Consider the following 16,012-nt stretch of genomic DNA (forward strand, 5'->3'; position numbering starts at 1 on the left):
CCGCTCACCACCCGTCCCAGGAGGCCGCCTTGCCCGCTCCGGCTCGACGACACCCACGGCACGTACGGCACATGAGGACGGCGGGCGCGGCGGTGGCGTCCGTCGCGCTGCTGCTGCCCCTGGCCTCCGCCGCCCCGTCCGCGACGGCCGGGGCTCCGCCCGGCCCCGGATCGCTCCAGGGCGACTTCGCGGCGGCCGCCGCCGAGTACGGGGTGCCGCGCAGCGTGCTGCTGGCCGTCTCGTACCTCCAGTCCCGCTGGGACGGGCATGGCGGCGCGCCCAGCGTCACCGGCGGCTACGGGCCCATGCACCTCACCGACGCGCGCACCGCGCTCGCCTCGGCGCCGCACCACTCGCACGGCACGGAGGACGCGCGCGGCGACACCTCCCGCACCGCCAAGGACGTGGTGGAGGCGGCGGTGCCCGGTCCGGCCGCGCTGCCGCCCCGGCTGCGGACCCTGGAACGGGCCGCCGAGGCGTCCGGGATCGCCCCCGAGCGACTGCGCACCAGCCCGGCCGCGAACATCCGGGGCGGCGCGGCGCTCCTGGCGGCCGCCCAGCGGGAGCTGGGGCATCCGGCGAGCGCCGATCCCGGCGACTGGTACGGCGCGGTGGCGCGCTACTCGGGCGCCGACGACGCGGCGACCGCGAGAACGTACGCCGACGACGTGTACGACGTCATCCGTTCGGGTGAGCGGCGGACGACGGACAGCGGGCAGGAGGTGGCCCTGCCCGCCGACCCGGACGTCGCCCCGGAGACCTCTCAACTCGCGCGGCTGGGTCTGCGGGCCCCCCGGACGGACCGCACCGAGTGTCCGAGGACGGTGGCGTGCGAGTGGGTGCCGGCCCCGTACGAGGAGTTCGGTGCCGGCGACTACGGCAACCACGACAAGGCCCGGCGTCCGGTCTCCCAGTCGATCGACCACATCGTCGTGCACGACACCGAGGCGACCTGGGACGTGACGCTCAAGCTGGTGCAGGACCCGGCGTACGTGTCGTGGCAGTACTCGCTGCGCTCGTCGGACGGGCACGTCGCGCAGCACGTGCCGCTCCAGGACGTCGCCTGGCACGCGGGCAACTGGTACGTGAACGCCAAGTCGGTGGGCCTGGAGCACGAGGGCTTCCTGGTGGCGCCGGACGCCTGGTACACGGAGGCGATGTACCGCTCGTCCGCGCGGCTGGTGCGGTACCTGGCGAAGAGGTACGACATCCCGCTGGACCGGCAGCACATCCTGGGCCACGACAACGTGCCCGGCCCGACGACGGCGGCGGTGCGCGGCATGCACACGGACCCGGGCCCCTACTGGGACTGGGCGCACTACTTCGAGCTGCTGGGCCGGCCGTTCACCCCGACGGCGGGCCCGCACGCCGCGCTGGTGACGATCCGGCCCCGGTACGAGGCGCACCGGCCGCTCTACACGGACTGCGCCGGGCCCGGCGCGGCCTGCCCCCCGCACGGCAGCGGTGCGGTCCGGCTGCACACCGGACCCGCCGAGGACGCCCCGCTGGTCAGGGACGCCGGGCTGCGGCCGGGCGGCGAGGACTCGACCACGGGCGTCAACGACACCGGGGCGCGGGCCTCGACGGGCCAGCGGTACGCGGTGGCGGAGCGGCGCGGGGAGTGGACGGCGATCTGGTACCTGGGCCAGAAGGCCTGGTTCCACGACCCCCGGACCCGGCCGGCCTCGGTGGGCGCGCACGGCTGGGTGCTGACGCCCCGGGCCGGCCTGGCGGAGGTGCCCGTCTACGGGCGGGCCTACCCGGAGGCGTCCGCCTACCCGGCCGGGGTGCCGGTGCAGGCGGTCACGCCCCTGCCGTACACGCTCCCGGCGGGCCAGCGGTACGTGGTGGGCGACCGGGTGCCGGGCGAGTACTACTATGCGCCGGCCTTCGACACCTCGGGGCACCGGGTGGTGCGGGGCGCGGAGGAGTACTACCAGATCCAGTTCGGGCACCGGGTGGCCTTCGTGAAGGCGTCGGACGTGACCGTCTCGCGCGCCTGACGCGTGGGGCGGCGGGGGCGTACGGCGGGCGGCGGCGCGGGCGGGAAGGCGGTGGCGCGGGGGCGCGGGCGGGGGGACGCGGCGGGGGCGCGGTGTCGTCGGTACGACTAATCCGGCCCGCGGCGTGGGGCGGTGGCGCGAAGGGTAGGGGGTGGCGCGGTACGTCCACCCCCGAGGAAAGGCGCCGCGCGCATGGCTCAGCCCTTCGTCCTGCCGGATTTCTACCTGCCGTATCCGGCACGCCTCAATCCCCACGTGGAGGCGGCGCGTTCCCACACCAAGGAGTGGGCGCGCCGGATGGGGATGCTGGAGGGGTCGGGGATCTGGGACGAACGCGACCTGGACTCCCACGACTACGCGCTGCTGTGCGCCTACACCCACCCCGACTGTGACGCCGACGCCCTCTCCCTGGTGACCGACTGGTACGTCTGGGTGTTCTTCTTCGACGACCACTTCCTGGAGGTCTTCAAGCGCACCCAGGACCTCGTCGGTGGTACGGCGTACCTGGAGCGGATGCCCGCCTTCATGCCGAGCGACCTCTCGACGGGGATGCCCGAGCCCATGAACCAGGTGGAGGCGGGGCTGGCCGACCTGTGGACGCGGACCGTGCCGGGCATGTCGCCCGCGTGGCGGTCCCGGTTCGCCGAGGCGACCGAGCACCTGCTCAACGAGTCGCTGTGGGAGCTGGCGAACATCAACGAGGGGCGGATCGCCAACCCCGTCGAGTACATCGAGATGCGCCGCAAGGTGGGCGGCGCTCCGTGGTCGGCGGGACTGGTGGAGTTCGTGGCGGGGGCCGAGGTGCCGGAGTCGGTGGCCGGGTCCCGGCCGCTGCGGGTGCTGCGGGACGCGTTCTCCGACTCCGTGCACCTGCGCAACGACCTGTTCTCGTACCAGCGCGAGGTGGAGGACGAGGGCGAGAACAGCAACGGCGTCCTGGTGCTGGAGACCTTCCTGGAGTGCACCACCCAGGAGGCCGCCGAGACCGTCAACGACCTGCTGACCTCACGGCTCCAGCAGTTCGAGAACACCGCGCTGACCGAGGTCCCGCAGCTTTGCCTGGACGAGGGGCTGGGCCCCGAGGAGTGCGCCGCGATCGCCGCGTACACCAAGGGCCTCCAGGACTGGCAGGCAGGCGGCCACGAATGGCACATGCGCTCCGGCCGGTACATGAACGAAGGAGCCGGGAGCGGGTCGCCGTCCCTCTTCGACGGGATGCTGGGCACCTCGGCGCTGGACGTCACCACGCTGTTCGGCCGGCCCGCCGCCGCGCGGGCGCGGTCTCTCACCCATGTGCCGCACCAGCACACCGGGTCCTCGCTGCTGCCGGACTTCGACCTGCCGTATCCCCTGACGCTCAGCCCCCACCTGGACGACGCGCGCGCCAAGTCCCTGGAGTGGGCCGGCCGGATGGGTCTGCTCGACGACATCTGGGACGAGGAGCTGATGGCCGGGTTCGACCTGGCCCTGTGCTCGGCCGGGCTGGACCCGGACGCCACGGTGGAGGAGCTGGAGCTCAGCGCCGAGTGGCTCACCTGGGGCACGTACGGCGACGACTACTACCCGAGCGCCTTCGGGCGGCCGCGGGACCTCGCCGGGGCGAAGCTGTACAACGAGCGCCTGATGGCGTGCCTGACCGTCGACGCCCCCGAAGCGGGCACGGCGGGGGCGGTCAGCCCGATGGAGCGGGCGCTGGCCGATCTGTGGGGCCGGACCGCCGGGCCGATGGACCCCGGGGCGCGGGCGTCCTTGCGCGCGGCGGTGGGCGGCATGCTGGAGAGCTGGCTGTGGGAGCTGCACAACCAGGCCCAGCACCGGGTGCCCGACCCGGTGGACTACGTGGAGATGCGGCGGCTGACCTTCGGCTCGGACCTGACGATGAGCCTGGCGCGGCTGCGCCACGAGCACGACCTGCCGCGGGAGCTGTTGCGGAGCGGGACCGTGCGTGCCATGGAGAACGCCGTGGCGGACTACGCCGCCCTGCTCAACGACCTCTTCTCGTACCGGAAGGAGATCGAGGTCGAGGGCGAGGTGCACAACGGGGTGCTGGTGGTGCAGTCCTTCTTCGACTGCGACTACCCGGCGGGCGTACGGATCGTCGACGACCTGATGCGTGGCCGGCTGCGCCAGTTCGAGCACATCAAGTCGATCGAACTGCCGCTGCTGGGCGAGCGGTTGGGGCTGGACGGCACGGGGAGGGCGGCACTCGCCGCGTACGTGCGCGAGCTGGAGGACTGGCTTGCCGGGATCCTCCACTGGCACCGGAACGTGCGCCGGTACCGGGACGAGGACATCCGCTCCGGCGCCGGAACGCCCCTGCTGCGGAGGGGCCGGGACGGTGCGGCAACGCCGGCCGGCGGGTTCCCGGCGGGAGGGCCGCCCGTCGGGGGGCCGGCGGCCGGGGGGTTCCGCGCGGCGGGGCCGCGGGCCGGGGGCTTCCCGGCGGCGGGCTTCTCGGCAGCGGGCTTCCCCGGCGGGCCGACGGGGCTGGGGACCTCGGCGGCCCGGCCGGTGGGGCGGCCCTCCGCGTAGCCGCCGGGCGCGGGTCAGGACGGGCGGACGCCGCGGAGCTGGTCCAGTTCGCGGCGTTCCCGCTTGGTGGGGCGGCCGGCTCCCCGGTCCCGGACCCCCGCCAGGGCGACGTGCTCGCGGGGCGGCGGGGGCGGGCTGTTGTCCACGTACGCCTCCGCCGCCACGGGCGGGCCGACGCGCTTGGTGAGCACCTGCTTCACCTCGACGATCCGCTCGCGGCCGGCGTGGAACAGCCGTACCTCGTCGCCCGCCTTGACGGGCTGCGCCGGCTTGGCGCGCTCGCCGTTGACCCGTACGTGCCCGGCCCGGCAGGCGGTGGCGGCCTGCGAGCGGGTCTTCGTGAGCCGCACCGCCCAGATCCAGCTGTCGACGCGCGCGGTGGGGTTCCCTTCGTGTGCTGCCATGCACCCGACTGTAGTCCGCACCGGCGGGGGCCCGCCGGTGACCGGCCGGAGCCGGCGGGCGGGGCCGGGTTCAGCCCTGCTGGAAGAGCTCCGCGGGCAGCGGCTTGAGCAGCGCGTACAGGTCGTCGGTGATGGGGCGGTCCCAGCTGGCGATGGTGACGAGCACGTTGTCACTGCGGTCGAACTGCACGCAGGAGATGCGGCTCTCGGAGAGCTTGAGGCGGCGGACGATCAGCAGGTTGTCGCCCTGCATGACCGGCACGTCCTCGGTCTCGACGACCTCGACCGGCTCGTCGTTCTCCAGCGCCGCGAGGAGCTGCGCCACCTCGAAGGGGATCTGGCCCTCGGCGAGTTCCCGGGCCGGGGATCCCTCGGGGAGGTTGCCGATGATCATCGCGGGGCCGCGGCCGCCGAACAGGTCGTAACGGAGGAAGACGCCCTGGCAGGTGCCGTCGGGGGCGGGGAGGAGACCGGCGCCGAGATTGCCGGGCCAGTCCCCCGGGTCCATGGCCAGGACGTCGAAGTCCGGGCCCGCGGGTGTGGCGGCGCTGCGGCGGCGGAGGAAGGACATGCGGCCATGGTACGTGCCCGGGCTCCGCGACCGGCGCCCGGGCCCGCGCGCCCCGGGCCTCGGGACGGCCGTGTCGCGGGGGCGGGGAGACGTCCGGGATTCACCGGTTCGGGCGATGGGCGGGGCCTCGGCGGACGGGGCGCGCGGGGGCGGTCCGGGTGGGCTCCGGACGGACGGGCGGGGCGGCGGGCCGGTCAGGCGGACCGTTCCGCCAGACGGCGCAGCACGGTGAGGGCCTCGCCGGCCCGTGCGTGTTCGACGAACAGGTGGTCGTGGTGGAAACCGGCGATGACGTTGCAGCTCAGACCGGCGTCGGCGAGCTCCCGGGACACGGCGGCGGTCAGGCCGACGGCGTCGAGCGCGGAATGGACGCGGAGGGTGATCCAGCCGGCCACGTAGTGGTAGGGCAGCGAGGCGGCGTCGGCCTCGTCCTGGGACACGACGAGGGTGAGGCCCTCCGATTCGGTGACGGTGGCGACGGGGTGCAGTCCGGGCGGGACGGCGGGGCCGTCGACGGTCACGAAGACGAAGTGCCCGGGGTTGAGCTCGGGCCGCATGCCGGTGACCAGCCGGCCGAGGTCACGCTCTCCACTCATGCGTCCAGCGTAGGCCCGTGGCGGCCGGCCCCTCTCCCCCAACGCCGCGACGTGCCCCGGGACGTGCGCCGGCCATACGGCGGGCGGCGGGCGGCGGGCGGCGGGCGGCGGGCGGCGGGCGGCGGGCGGCGGGCGGCGGGCGGCGGAGCAGTGTCATGCGGGACATGACTCTTGCGTCGCATGACACCGCGCGACTATCATGTACCGCATGACAAAAGAGCTGCCGGCGACCGGTGACCAGCGGCGCAGTCAGCTCCTGCGGGGGGTGCTCGACCTCTGCCTGCTGTCATTGATCGCCGAACGGCCCCGCTATGGCTACGAGTTCGTGGAAGCACTCGAGGAGAGCGGGCTGGAGCTGGTGAGCGAGGGCAGCATCTATCCGCTGCTCGCGCGGATGGAGCGGGCGGAGCTGGTCGAGTCGTACCGCGCACCGTCGTCCAGCGGCGGGGCACCGCGTAAGTACTACCGGCTGACCGCGGCCGGCCGCGCCGAACTGACCCGCGGCCGGGCCGTCTGGCGGGACTTCACCGCCCAGGCCGGCCGGGTTCTCGACGAGCCGGAGAAGACCGGCAGGGACACGACGGGGGACACAGCACCATGACCAATGAGCGCGTACTGGCGGTGTGCCGCGCCAACTGGGAGTACCGCGGCATCGACGACACCACCGTGCGGGAGATGCTCGCCGAGCTCGCCGCACACCTGGAGGACGCCGCCGCGGCGGGGCGCGGGCCGGAGGACGTGGTCGGCGACGACGTCCGGGGGTTCGCCGCCACCTGGGCCCGGGCGCGGCAGCCACTGCACCGGAGGGCGGCGCGGCTCGCGGCCGTGGTGCCGTCCGCGGTGGGGATGCTGATGCTGTTCTCCCACGCGCTGTGGCGGACCACCACGCTGCCCGTCACCGCCGGCCGTCTCGCGCTGATCGCCGCCATCGCCGCGGTCACGGTGGCGGTGGAACTGCGCAAGGGGCGGCTGGGGCCGGCGAAGAGCTGGCTGGTGGGGGCCGTCGTCGGCCTGCCGGTCGCGTGGGTGGCCGACCGGCTGGCCGGCGACGGACCGCTGTTCTCCCTGCCCCTGTGGGTCACGCTCCTGCTCATCCTGCCGGGTGCGGTGTGCGCCGTCGCCGACGCCCGGTCCCGCAAGCGCGCGGAGCGGGGCCCCGCCGTCAGGTGAGGTCGAACTCCCCGTCCCTGGCGTTGAGCACGAAGGCGCGCCACTCGGCGGGGGTGAAGATCAGCGACGGGCTCTCCGGACGGCCGCCGTTGCGCATCGCGATGAATCCCTCGACGAAGGCGATCTGGACGTCGCCCGCTCCCTGACTTCCGGACCGCCAGTCCGCGTTGCTGAGGTCGAGGTCCGGCTTCTCCCAGCCCGCGCGCTGCTGCTGGGTGGTGATGGTCTCCGTCACGTGCCCGCTCCTCCCGGTTCGTCGTCCGCGCTCAGACTAGCCATCGGGGTCGGTCACGGACAGGGCGCGGCGCGCGGCCGGTCGCGTGGCGCCGGGCCCGGTCCGCGGCGCCGGGCCGCGGGCGGGCGCCGGTCCTCCCGAGGGTGCCGTTTCCCCGCGGGAGCAGGGAGGGGTAATACTCACAGCATGACTTCGCGTATGACAGGGACCGGCCGCGCCGCACGGGCGGGCGTCCGGCCGGTGCCGATCAGACGGGCGACGGCCCGGGACGCGAAGCGGCTGACCTCGCTGGTACGGAAGTCACGCGCCTACGAGGGTCCCTACGCGCCGATGGTGGCGGGCTACCGGGTGGGACCGGACTACATCGACGCCCACGAGGTCCACGTCGCCACCGGCCCGGACGACCGGGTGCTCGGTTTCTACGCCCTCGTGCTGTCCCCTCCGGAGCTGGATCTGCTGTTCGTCGCCGACTCCGCCCAGGGCCTCGGGATGGGCCGCGCGCTCGTCGCCCACATGACCGAGCGGGCCCGGGCGGCGGGGGCGACGGCGGTCCGGGTCGTGTCCCACCCGCCCGCCGAGGACTTCTACCTCGGCGTGGGCGCCCGGCGGGTCGGCACCGTGGCCGCCAACCCGCCCGCCGTGATGTGGGACCGCCCCGATCTGGTCATCCCGGTCGCTCCGTAGGTCCGTGGCCCGGTAGCCCCGGCTCCGCCGACGGAATCGGCGCCGGGCGCCGGGCGCCGGGAAAAAGTGCGGGTCCACCCCTTGCCTTCGGCGCGCGCGCTTGGATTACTGATCCCACCCGGTGGTCGACCGAATGGTCGGTCGACCACCGGACGGATGAGGACGGCCGGAGAACGGGAGTGCGGCGGATGACGGACTGGCTGGACGACGGGGAGCGACTGGGCCGCGCGGAACTCGAGACGCTCCAGTTGGAGCGGCTGCGGGCCACCCTGCGGCACGCGTACGAGAACGTGGACTTCTACCGGCAGTCCTTCGACAAGGCGGGGCTGCGCCCGGAGGACTGCCGTACGCTCGCCGACCTGGCCCGCTTCCCGTTCACCGTCAAGGCCGATCTGCGCGACCACTACCCCTTCGGGATGTTCGCGGTCGACCGGTCGCGGGTACGGCGGGTCCACGCCTCCAGCGGCACGACCGGCCGGCCCACCGTCGTCGGGTACACCGACCGCGACCTGGACACCTGGGCGGACGTGGTGGCGCGGTCGATCCGGGCCGCCGGGGGCCGGCCGGGCCACACGGTCCACGTGGCGTACGGGTACGGACTGTTCACCGGCGGGCTCGGGGCGCACTACGGCGCCGAACGGCTCGGCTGCACGGTGGTCCCGGCCTCCGGCGGGATGACGGCGCGCCAGGTGCGGCTCATCCAGGACTTCCGGCCCGAGATCATCATGGTGACCCCGTCGTACATGCTCACGCTGCTCGACGAGTTCGAACGGCAGGGCGTCGATCCGCGCGCCACGTCCCTCCGGGTGGGCATCTTCGGTGCCGAGCCGTGGACGGAGGAGATGCGGCGGGAGATCGAGGAGCGGTTCGCGATCGACGCCGTGGACATCTACGGCCTGTCGGAGGTGATCGGCCCGGGGGTGGCACAGGAGTGCGTGGAGACCAAGGACGGGCTGCACATCTGGGAGGACCACTTCTATCCCGAGGTCGTGGACCCCTTCACGGGTGAGGTGCTGCCGGACGGGGAACGGGGCGAGCTGGTGTTCACCTCGCTCACCAAGGAGGCCATGCCGGTCGTCCGCTACCGCACCCGCGACCTGACGCGGCTGCTGCCGGGCACGGCCCGGCCGGCGTTCCGGCGGATGGAGAAGGTCACCGGGCGCAGTGACGACATGGTGATCCTCCGGGGCGTGAACCTGTTCCCCACCCAGGTGGAGGAGATCGTGCTCCGTACGCCGGGACTCGCCCCGCACTTCCAGCTCCGGCTCACCCGGGAAGGGCGCCTGGACGCACTCACCGTACGGGTGGAGGCGCGGGCGGACGCCACCGGTGCGGTGCGCGACGAGGCGGGCCGCGCGCTGGTGGCGGCGGTGAAGGACGGCATCGGGGTGTCGGTCGGTGTGGAGGTGGTCGATCCGGGGACGCTGGAGCGGTCGGTGGGCAAGATCAAGCGGATCGTGGACCTGCGGACGGCGTGAGCGGCCGCCCCCGGTGCGGGGCTCGGCCGCCCGGCCGTGCGCGCCGGGGTGCTCAGCGCGCTTCCTGGAGCGGGACCTGGAGCCAGGGCGCCGGGCCGGTGCCGTCCGTCCAGGCGTCGAGCCCCTGCCGGTCCACGCAGAGGATGCCGCACTGGGCGGCGTACTCCGCGGCCGGCTCGGTGAACTCGCTGGTGGTGACGACGACGGCGACATGGGCGTCGTGGACGGCGAAGCAGGTTCCGCCGAACCGCTGGACGTCCTGGGAGCCGACCTTGTGGTCCGGTCCGTAGGCCTTGCACTGCACGACCACGCGGCGGCCGTCGGGCGCGGTGGCCACCACGTCCGCGCCCAGGTCGCCCGCCCCGCCGACGACCTCGACGTCCAGGCAGCCGTCCCGTACGCAGAGGTCGGCGACGGCCTGTTCGAAGGCGTCCGCGTCCAGGGCGGAGTAGTCCACGTACACGGCCGGCTCGACGGGGTCGTCGGGCTCCACGAGCGCGACGACCGGGGCACCGCGCCGGCGGGCGGCCCGCACCAGGGACCAGGCCACGGCGAACGTACCCACCACGGCCAGGGCGGCGGCGGGCACGTCGGCGGCGTCACCGACGGCCGCCCGCGCCATGGCCCCGCCGCCGAAGAGCAGGATGGCCACCAGCCCGAACCCGAGGACGGTGTCGCGCAGGCTGAAGCCCGGGCGGCGTACGCCCCGGCGGGTGGGGCGGGCCGTGCCTGGCCTGCGGACGGGTATCGCCATCTGCGGGCTCCCCTCGGGTGATCGGACGCGGACGATCTTGTGCTGCCCGTATGCCCCGTCGCCACGCTTTCGCACACCCGTCCGGTCCCCGGCGCGGCGGCGGGCCGGGGTGGCGGCGGGCGAGGCGTGCGGGACCGGATCGGGGGCAAGCGACCGACATTCCGCAAGAGAGGCAGGACGATGGTGCGCAGTGTGGGTGTCGAAGAGGAACTTCTCCTGGTGGACAGCCGGACGGGAGAACCGAGGGCCTTGTCGACGGCCGTACTGGCGGCCGCGGCGCGGGACCCCCGGAGCGACGAAGAGGTGTTCGAGAGCGAACTCCAGCGGCAGCAGCTCGAGTTCGCCACGAGCCCGCAGACGGTGATGGGCGAACTGGGGGACGAGATCCGGCGCTGCCGGGCGGAGGCGGCGCGGCTCGCCGAGGGGCTGGACGCCTCGGTCGCCGCGCTGGCGACCTCGCCGCTCCCGGTGAGCCCCACCATCGGGACGGGCGAGCGCCACCAGTGGCTGAAGGAGCACTTCGGCCTCACCGCCCAGGAGCAGCTCACGTCCGGCTGCCATGTGCACGTGTCGGTGGAGTCGGACGAGGAGGGCGTGGCCGTCCTGGACCGCATCCGGCCGTGGCTGCCGGTGCTGCTGGCGATGAGTACCAACTCGCCGTTCTGGCAGGGCGAGGAGAGCGGGTACGCCAGTTACCGCAACCGGGTGTGGGGGCGCTGGCCGTCGGCCGGCCCGGTGGAGATCTTCGGTTCCGCCGACCGGTACCACGAGCAGGTGGCCGACATGGTGGCGAGCGGGGTGCTGCGGGACGAGGGCATGGTCTACTTCGACGCCCGGCTGTCCCACTCCTACCCGACCGTGGAGATCCGGGTGGCGGACGTCTGCCTCGACGCGTCCACCACCGTCCTGGTGGCCACGCTGGTGCGCGGCCTGGTGGAGACGGCGGCGCGGCAGTGGCGGGACGGTGAGCCGCCGGCCCGGCAGGGCGTGGCGCTGCTGCGGCTGGCCGCCTGGCGGGCCGCCCGCTCGGGGCTGGAGGGCGAGCTGATCCACCCGGTGACGATGCGGCCCGCCCCCGCGGAGGCGGTGGTACGGGCGCTGTTCGACCACGTCCGGGACGCGCTGGAGGACAGCGGTGACCTGCTGCCCGCCCAGGACGCCCTGGCCGGTCTGCTGAAGACGGGCAACGGCGCCCGGATCCAGCGGGATCTGCTGCGGCGGACCGGGAGCCTGCGCGAGGTGGTCGCGGAGTGCGTGCGCCTCACCCGGGGCTGAGACCGCACGGCCGGGGCGGGCGCCGCGCGGGGGGTGCGGGGCGGGCGGCCGCCCCGTCCGGTCCGCGGCCGCGGGTCGTGCGCGTCAGGGACTGAACGACAGGAAGACGAAGGCGGCGAACAGCACCAGGTGCACGCCGCCCTGGAGCAGGGTGGCCCGCCCGGGCACCACGGTCAGGGCGCTCACCGCCGCGGTGAGCGCCAGGAGGGCCAGGTGGAGCGGCCCCAGTCCCAGGACCAGGGGCCCGGACAGCCAGACCGAGGCGAGCGCGATCGCCGGGATGGTGAGGCCGATGCTGGCGATGGCGGAGCCGTAGGCGAGGTTGAGGCTGGTCTGCACGCGGTCGCGGCGGGCGGCCCGGACGGCCGCCAGGGTTTCGGGCAGCAGCACCATCAGGGCGATGACGACACCGACGACCGCCTTGGGCAGACCCGCGGACGCGACGCCGTCCTCGATGGTCGGTGAGACGAGTTTGGCGTTCCCGACGACGGCGACGAGGGCGAGCAGCAGGAGTCCCAGGCTCCACCAGGTCTCCCGCGGGCCGGGCGGCGCGGCTTCCTGCCCGTCGCTCTCCCGGGCGACGGGCAGGAAGTACTCGCGGTGACGCACGGTCTGCACGGCCACGAAGATGCCGTACAGGCAGAGGGACGCCGTGGCGGCGAAGACCAGTTGGGCGCCGGTGAACTCGGGGCCGGGATGACTGGTGGTGAAGCTGGGCAGCACCAGCGTCATGGCGGCGAGCGTGATGACGGTGGCGAGCGCTCCGCCGGACCCCTCGGCGTTGAAGACCGCGACCCGCCTGCGGAGGGCGGCCACCAGGAGCGAGAGGCCGACGATGCCGTTGCAGGTGATCATGACGGCGGCGAAGACGGTGTCCCGGGCGTAGGTGGACGCGTTGTCGCCGCCGCCGGCCATCAGCATGACGATGAGCCCGACCTCGATGACCGTCACGGCGACGGCGAGGACCAGTGACCCGAACGGTTCGCCGACGCGATGGGCGACGACCTCGGCGTGGTGCACGGCGGACAGGACGGAACCGAGCAGGCAGAGCCCGGCCACGGCGACGACCGGCCCGGACAGGTCGCGCCCCCAGCCCAGGGCCAGGACGAGCACGCCGAGCACGGGCACCCACGTCGTCCACTGACGGGTGAGCCGCCCCCCGCCCTGCCGGCTGCTCCGGCCGCCCGTGCCGTCGTCGGTGTCGGTGCCCGCGCCCGTGCCGGTACTCATGCCGCCACGCTGCCAGAGCGGGCGCGCCCCCGCGCGGTGAGGGCGCCGGAACGAGGGAAGTGTTCACGCCGTCCGAGATGATCATGTCGATCATGCTGCCGGGGCTCCCCGCCGCCCGCTCCGGTGATGGCGGCCGCCACGGCGGGGAAGGGCGCGAAGCCGAAGACGACGTGCTCGACACCCGGTCTCCCGGCCGGTTCCGTCTCCATGGGCGGCATGGATGCCGCAGGGGGACGGGCGAGGGAAGCCGCTTCTGATTTATCGTCAGATTCTTTCTGTGCGGCCGGTTCTTGACGGGGCCGGGGCCCGGTAAGAAAGTTTCACGTGGTGCGGATGGTGACGAAGGATTCTTTCAGCGACCCGGCGATGACCACCCGCGCCCGGATGTCCGCGCGAGCCCGCGGCACACCGCCGAGCCCGGCGGACGCCCCCGGGCGCCGGGGCGGCGGCGGGGCGGCTCCGGAACGGTTCGACGACGGTTCCGGGTGGGAAGGGCGACGGGGAGGGGGAGGCGTGATGGGCACGACGGAGGGGATGAGCCGCCGCCGGTTCGGTGGCGGGATGCTGGCCCTGGGAGGTGGGCTGATGATCGGTTCGATTCCGGGGGCCGCGGCGGCGGACGCCGGTTCCGGTGCGGGCTCGGGCGGCGGCCGGGCGACCCTGCGGCTGGGCTCGGCCGAGCGGGCCGGGCTGCTGCCCGAGCACCTCGACCGGCTGGTCGCCGAGGCCGAGCGCTTCCTGGACCCCTCCCCCAAGCACCCGTGGTACGCGGGGGCGGTGCTCCTCGCGGGGCGCGGGGCGACGGTGGCGCTGCACAAGGCGATCGGGCACGCGGTGCGGTACGCGGCGTACGACGAGAAGACGGACACGGGCGTCGAGCTGCCTCCGGAGCGGCGGATCCCGATGGCCGACGACACGGTGTTCGATCTGGCGTCGGTCTCGAAGCTGTTCACCTCCGTCCTGGCCGTGCAGCAGATCGAGCGCGGGGCGCTGGAGCTGGAGGAGAGGGTCACGGCCTATCTGCCGGAGTTCGGCGGCGGCGGCAAGCAGGACGTCACGGTCCGTCAGCTACTCACGCACACCTCCGGCTTCCGGGCCTGGATCCCGCTCTACAAGGAGCCCACACGGGAGGGGAAGCTGCGACTGCTGTGGCAGGAGGTGCCGGCCTCGCCGCCCGGGACGCGCTACCTCTACTCCGACCTCAACCTGATCTCGCTCCAGCTCGTTCTGGAGGAGCTCACCGGCCACTCGCTGGACGCCCTGCTCCGCAACGAGATCACCGCTCCCCTGGGGATGCACCGCACCCGCTTCAACCCGCCCGCGTCCTGGAGACCGAAGATCGCCGCCACCGAGGACGCCCGCGCCCCCTGGTCGGGGCTCGACCGCGGCATGGTGTGGGGCGAGGTGCACGACGAGAACGCCTACGGCCTCGGGGGCGTCGCCGGCCACGCCGGGGTCTTCTCCTGCGCCTGGGATTTGGCGGTCCTCGCCCGGACGCTGCTGAACGGCGGCGCCTACGGGCACGCCCGGATCCTGGAGCCGAAGTCGGTGGAGCTGATGTTCACCGACTTCAACACCGCCTTCCCCGGGGACGAGCACGGTCTCGGCTTCGAGCTCTACCAGCACTGGTACATGGGCGCCATGGCCACCCCGCGCACCGCGGGCCACACCGGCTTCACCGGCACCAGCCTCGTCCTCGACCCCACCACCGACTCGTTCCTGGTGCTGCTCGGCAACTCGGTGCACCCGGTGCGCGGTTGGCGGTCGGGGTCCGCGCCCCGCGTGGCCACCGCGAACAGCATGGCGCGCGCCGTCCCCGTACGCCCGGCACGGGGCCGTACCGCCTGGTACTCCGGCATGGCCCCGGGCACCGCGGCCACCCTCACCCTGCCGGACCTGACGCCCGCCTCGCCGCGCCCCCGGCTGCGCTGCCGGGTCTGGTGGGACACCGAGCCGGGCACGGACGGCGCGTACCTGGAGGCGTCCGGCGACGCGGGCGCCACCTGGCGGCCGCTGCCCTTCGTGACGACCGCGGGCCACGGACAGGAGCCCCGGCCGCACCCGGCGGGGTCGCTCAGCGGCTGGTCCGGGCGGACCTGGCACCGGCTGGAGGCCGACCTGGCGGCCTGGCGGGGCACGCCCGTACGGCTGCGCTGGCGGTACACGACGGACCGGCTGTACGTGGGCCGCGGGGTGTACGTGGACGACATCAGGGTCCAGGACGGCGCCCGGACCCTGTTCGACGAGGCGCGGCCCACGGACGCGGCCCGGGTCGAGGCGCACGGCTGGTCGGCCTCGGCGGACTGATCCGGAGCCGGAGGGCGGGCCGGGGGCCGGCCCGGGAGGGCCGTGCGGGAAGCCCGTGCGGGCCCGCGTCCGGGGCCGGACGCGGGCCCGGATGCGGGTTTCGCACAGGCGGGCGAAACTGAGGGGCGGGGGGTCACTCGGCGAGGAGGATGACCCTATGTCCGTGATGGACAAGCTCAAGCAGATGCTCAAGGGGCACGAACAGCAGGCCGGCAGAGGCGTCGACAAGGGCGGTGACCACGTCGACAGGAAGACCCGGGGCAAGTACAGCGGCCAGGTCGACACCGCACAGGACCGGCTGAAGGACGAGTTCGGCCGCGACCCGAACCAGGACCCGCCGACCCGCACCTGACGCGTCACGAACCTTCCCGTCCCCGGTGGCCGCCGTCCCACGGCCACCGGGGACGCGGTGCTGCCGGGGCGTCCCGCGCCGGGCACCGCGGGGTCCGCCGGGGGCCGGCCCACCGGGGTGGGGTGACGGCGGGTCCACCACCCGCCCGCGCGACTCGGCGTGCGGTCCGGCGGCGGCTGGTGAACAGTCGTGTCGAGTCCCCCAACTCGAAGGAGAAACTCATGCTTCGGCGCATCTCGCTCGTTCTGGCCGGTCTGATGGCGATCGGCTTCCTGGCCGCGGCTCCCGCCGCCGCCCACGGCTCGGACGTGGAAGGCTGCTGGGGTTCGGGCGGTCACGTCAAGGCCGGCGACGTCAAGGTCAAGCACTTCGACGCCACCTGCTGGGACGTCGGCTGATCACGAGCGATACACGGATGGGC

The 16,012-nt window shown here is 74.1% G+C and carries 16 protein-coding genes; 10 read left to right on the plus strand and 6 right to left on the minus strand.

Annotation, left to right across the window (positions count from 1 at the left end; genetic code table 11):
- Positions 1-71: 71 nt before the first annotated feature.
- The gene (locus ACZ7LK_RS14690; RefSeq protein ID WP_392273759.1) at positions 72-2,003 is read left to right on the plus strand and encodes an N-acetylmuramoyl-L-alanine amidase; all 1,932 of its coding nucleotides are present in this window, start codon (positions 72-74) and stop codon (positions 2,001-2,003) included.
- A 192-nt stretch (positions 2,004-2,195) separates the two neighbouring features.
- Positions 2,196-4,535, plus strand: a complete 2,340-nt coding sequence (locus ACZ7LK_RS14695) for a terpene synthase family protein (RefSeq protein WP_471140806.1) — start codon at positions 2,196-2,198, stop codon at positions 4,533-4,535.
- 14 nt (positions 4,536-4,549) lie between these two features.
- On the opposite strand, the gene ACZ7LK_RS14700 is transcribed toward ACZ7LK_RS14695, so the two are convergent.
- From ACZ7LK_RS14700 to ACZ7LK_RS14710, 3 genes are all read right to left on the minus strand, one after another.
- Positions 4,550-4,939, minus strand: a complete 390-nt coding sequence (locus ACZ7LK_RS14700; RefSeq protein ID WP_392273757.1) for an RNA-binding S4 domain-containing protein — start codon at positions 4,937-4,939, stop codon at positions 4,550-4,552.
- A gap of 70 nt (positions 4,940-5,009) precedes the next feature.
- Positions 5,010-5,510 (minus strand): hypothetical protein, encoded by a 501-nt coding sequence (locus ACZ7LK_RS14705; RefSeq protein WP_064070633.1) that lies wholly within the window; start codon positions 5,508-5,510, stop codon positions 5,010-5,012.
- A 194-nt stretch (positions 5,511-5,704) separates the two neighbouring features.
- A complete protein-coding gene (locus ACZ7LK_RS14710; RefSeq protein WP_392273756.1) occupies positions 5,705-6,106 on the minus strand; it encodes an ACT domain-containing protein in 402 nt (133 codons plus the stop codon).
- A gap of 208 nt (positions 6,107-6,314) precedes the next feature.
- On the opposite strand from ACZ7LK_RS14710, the gene ACZ7LK_RS14715 reads away from it, so the two are divergent.
- Both ACZ7LK_RS14715 and ACZ7LK_RS14720 read left to right on the plus strand, forming a co-directional pair.
- A complete protein-coding gene (locus tag ACZ7LK_RS14715; RefSeq protein WP_392273755.1) occupies positions 6,315-6,707 on the plus strand; it encodes a PadR family transcriptional regulator in 393 nt (130 codons plus the stop codon).
- A complete protein-coding gene (locus ACZ7LK_RS14720; RefSeq protein ID WP_392273754.1) occupies positions 6,704-7,276 on the plus strand; it encodes a hypothetical protein in 573 nt (190 codons plus the stop codon). The genes ACZ7LK_RS14715 and ACZ7LK_RS14720 overlap by 4 nt, the downstream gene beginning before the upstream one ends.
- On the opposite strand, the gene ACZ7LK_RS14725 is transcribed toward ACZ7LK_RS14720, so the two are convergent.
- Complete coding sequence (locus ACZ7LK_RS14725) at positions 7,269-7,511, minus strand: DUF397 domain-containing protein (protein ID WP_392273753.1); 243 nt, start codon at positions 7,509-7,511, stop codon at positions 7,269-7,271. The genes ACZ7LK_RS14720 and ACZ7LK_RS14725 overlap by 8 nt on opposite strands.
- Before the next feature lie 186 nt (positions 7,512-7,697).
- On the opposite strand from ACZ7LK_RS14725, the gene ACZ7LK_RS14730 reads away from it, so the two are divergent.
- Both ACZ7LK_RS14730 and paaK read left to right on the plus strand, forming a co-directional pair.
- Positions 7,698-8,195 carry a GNAT family N-acetyltransferase gene (locus ACZ7LK_RS14730; protein WP_471140812.1) on the plus strand — a complete coding sequence of 166 codons (498 nt, stop codon included), beginning with the start codon at positions 7,698-7,700 and terminating at the stop codon, positions 8,193-8,195.
- Between the two features lie 188 nt (positions 8,196-8,383).
- A complete protein-coding gene (gene paaK / locus ACZ7LK_RS14735) occupies positions 8,384-9,673 on the plus strand; it encodes a phenylacetate--CoA ligase PaaK (RefSeq protein WP_392273751.1) in 1,290 nt (429 codons plus the stop codon).
- Positions 9,674-9,725: 52 nt separating this feature from the next.
- Here paaK and ACZ7LK_RS14740 read toward each other — a convergent pair whose 3' ends face one another.
- Entirely contained in the window at positions 9,726-10,427 is a 702-nt protein-coding gene (locus ACZ7LK_RS14740; RefSeq protein ID WP_471140816.1) for a restriction endonuclease, read from the minus strand.
- Positions 10,428-10,610: 183 nt separating this feature from the next.
- On the opposite strand from ACZ7LK_RS14740, the gene ACZ7LK_RS14745 reads away from it, so the two are divergent.
- Entirely contained in the window at positions 10,611-11,702 is a 1,092-nt protein-coding gene (locus ACZ7LK_RS14745; protein ID WP_392273870.1) for a glutamate--cysteine ligase 2, read from the plus strand.
- Positions 11,703-11,786: 84 nt separating this feature from the next.
- Here ACZ7LK_RS14745 and ACZ7LK_RS14750 read toward each other — a convergent pair whose 3' ends face one another.
- Positions 11,787-12,932 carry a calcium:cation antiporter gene (locus ACZ7LK_RS14750; RefSeq protein WP_471140819.1) on the minus strand — a complete coding sequence of 382 codons (1,146 nt, stop codon included), beginning with the start codon at positions 12,930-12,932 and terminating at the stop codon, positions 11,787-11,789.
- A gap of 516 nt (positions 12,933-13,448) precedes the next feature.
- Here ACZ7LK_RS14750 and ACZ7LK_RS14755 point away from each other — a divergent pair.
- The 3 genes from ACZ7LK_RS14755 to ACZ7LK_RS14765 all read left to right on the plus strand — a co-directional run bounded on the left by ACZ7LK_RS14755 (position 13,449) and on the right by ACZ7LK_RS14765 (position 15,989).
- Entirely contained in the window at positions 13,449-15,239 is a 1,791-nt protein-coding gene (locus ACZ7LK_RS14755; RefSeq protein WP_469464369.1) for a serine hydrolase domain-containing protein, read from the plus strand.
- Positions 15,240-15,396: 157 nt separating this feature from the next.
- Complete coding sequence (locus ACZ7LK_RS14760) at positions 15,397-15,591, plus strand: antitoxin (protein WP_392273747.1); 195 nt, start codon at positions 15,397-15,399, stop codon at positions 15,589-15,591.
- Positions 15,592-15,812: 221 nt separating this feature from the next.
- Positions 15,813-15,989, plus strand: coding sequence for a hypothetical protein (locus ACZ7LK_RS14765; protein ID WP_392273746.1), 177 nt, complete (start codon positions 15,813-15,815; stop codon positions 15,987-15,989).
- The last annotated feature ends 23 nt before the right edge of the window (positions 15,990-16,012 follow it).

It is taken from the genome of Streptomyces sp. NPDC039423 (assembly GCF_055598725.1).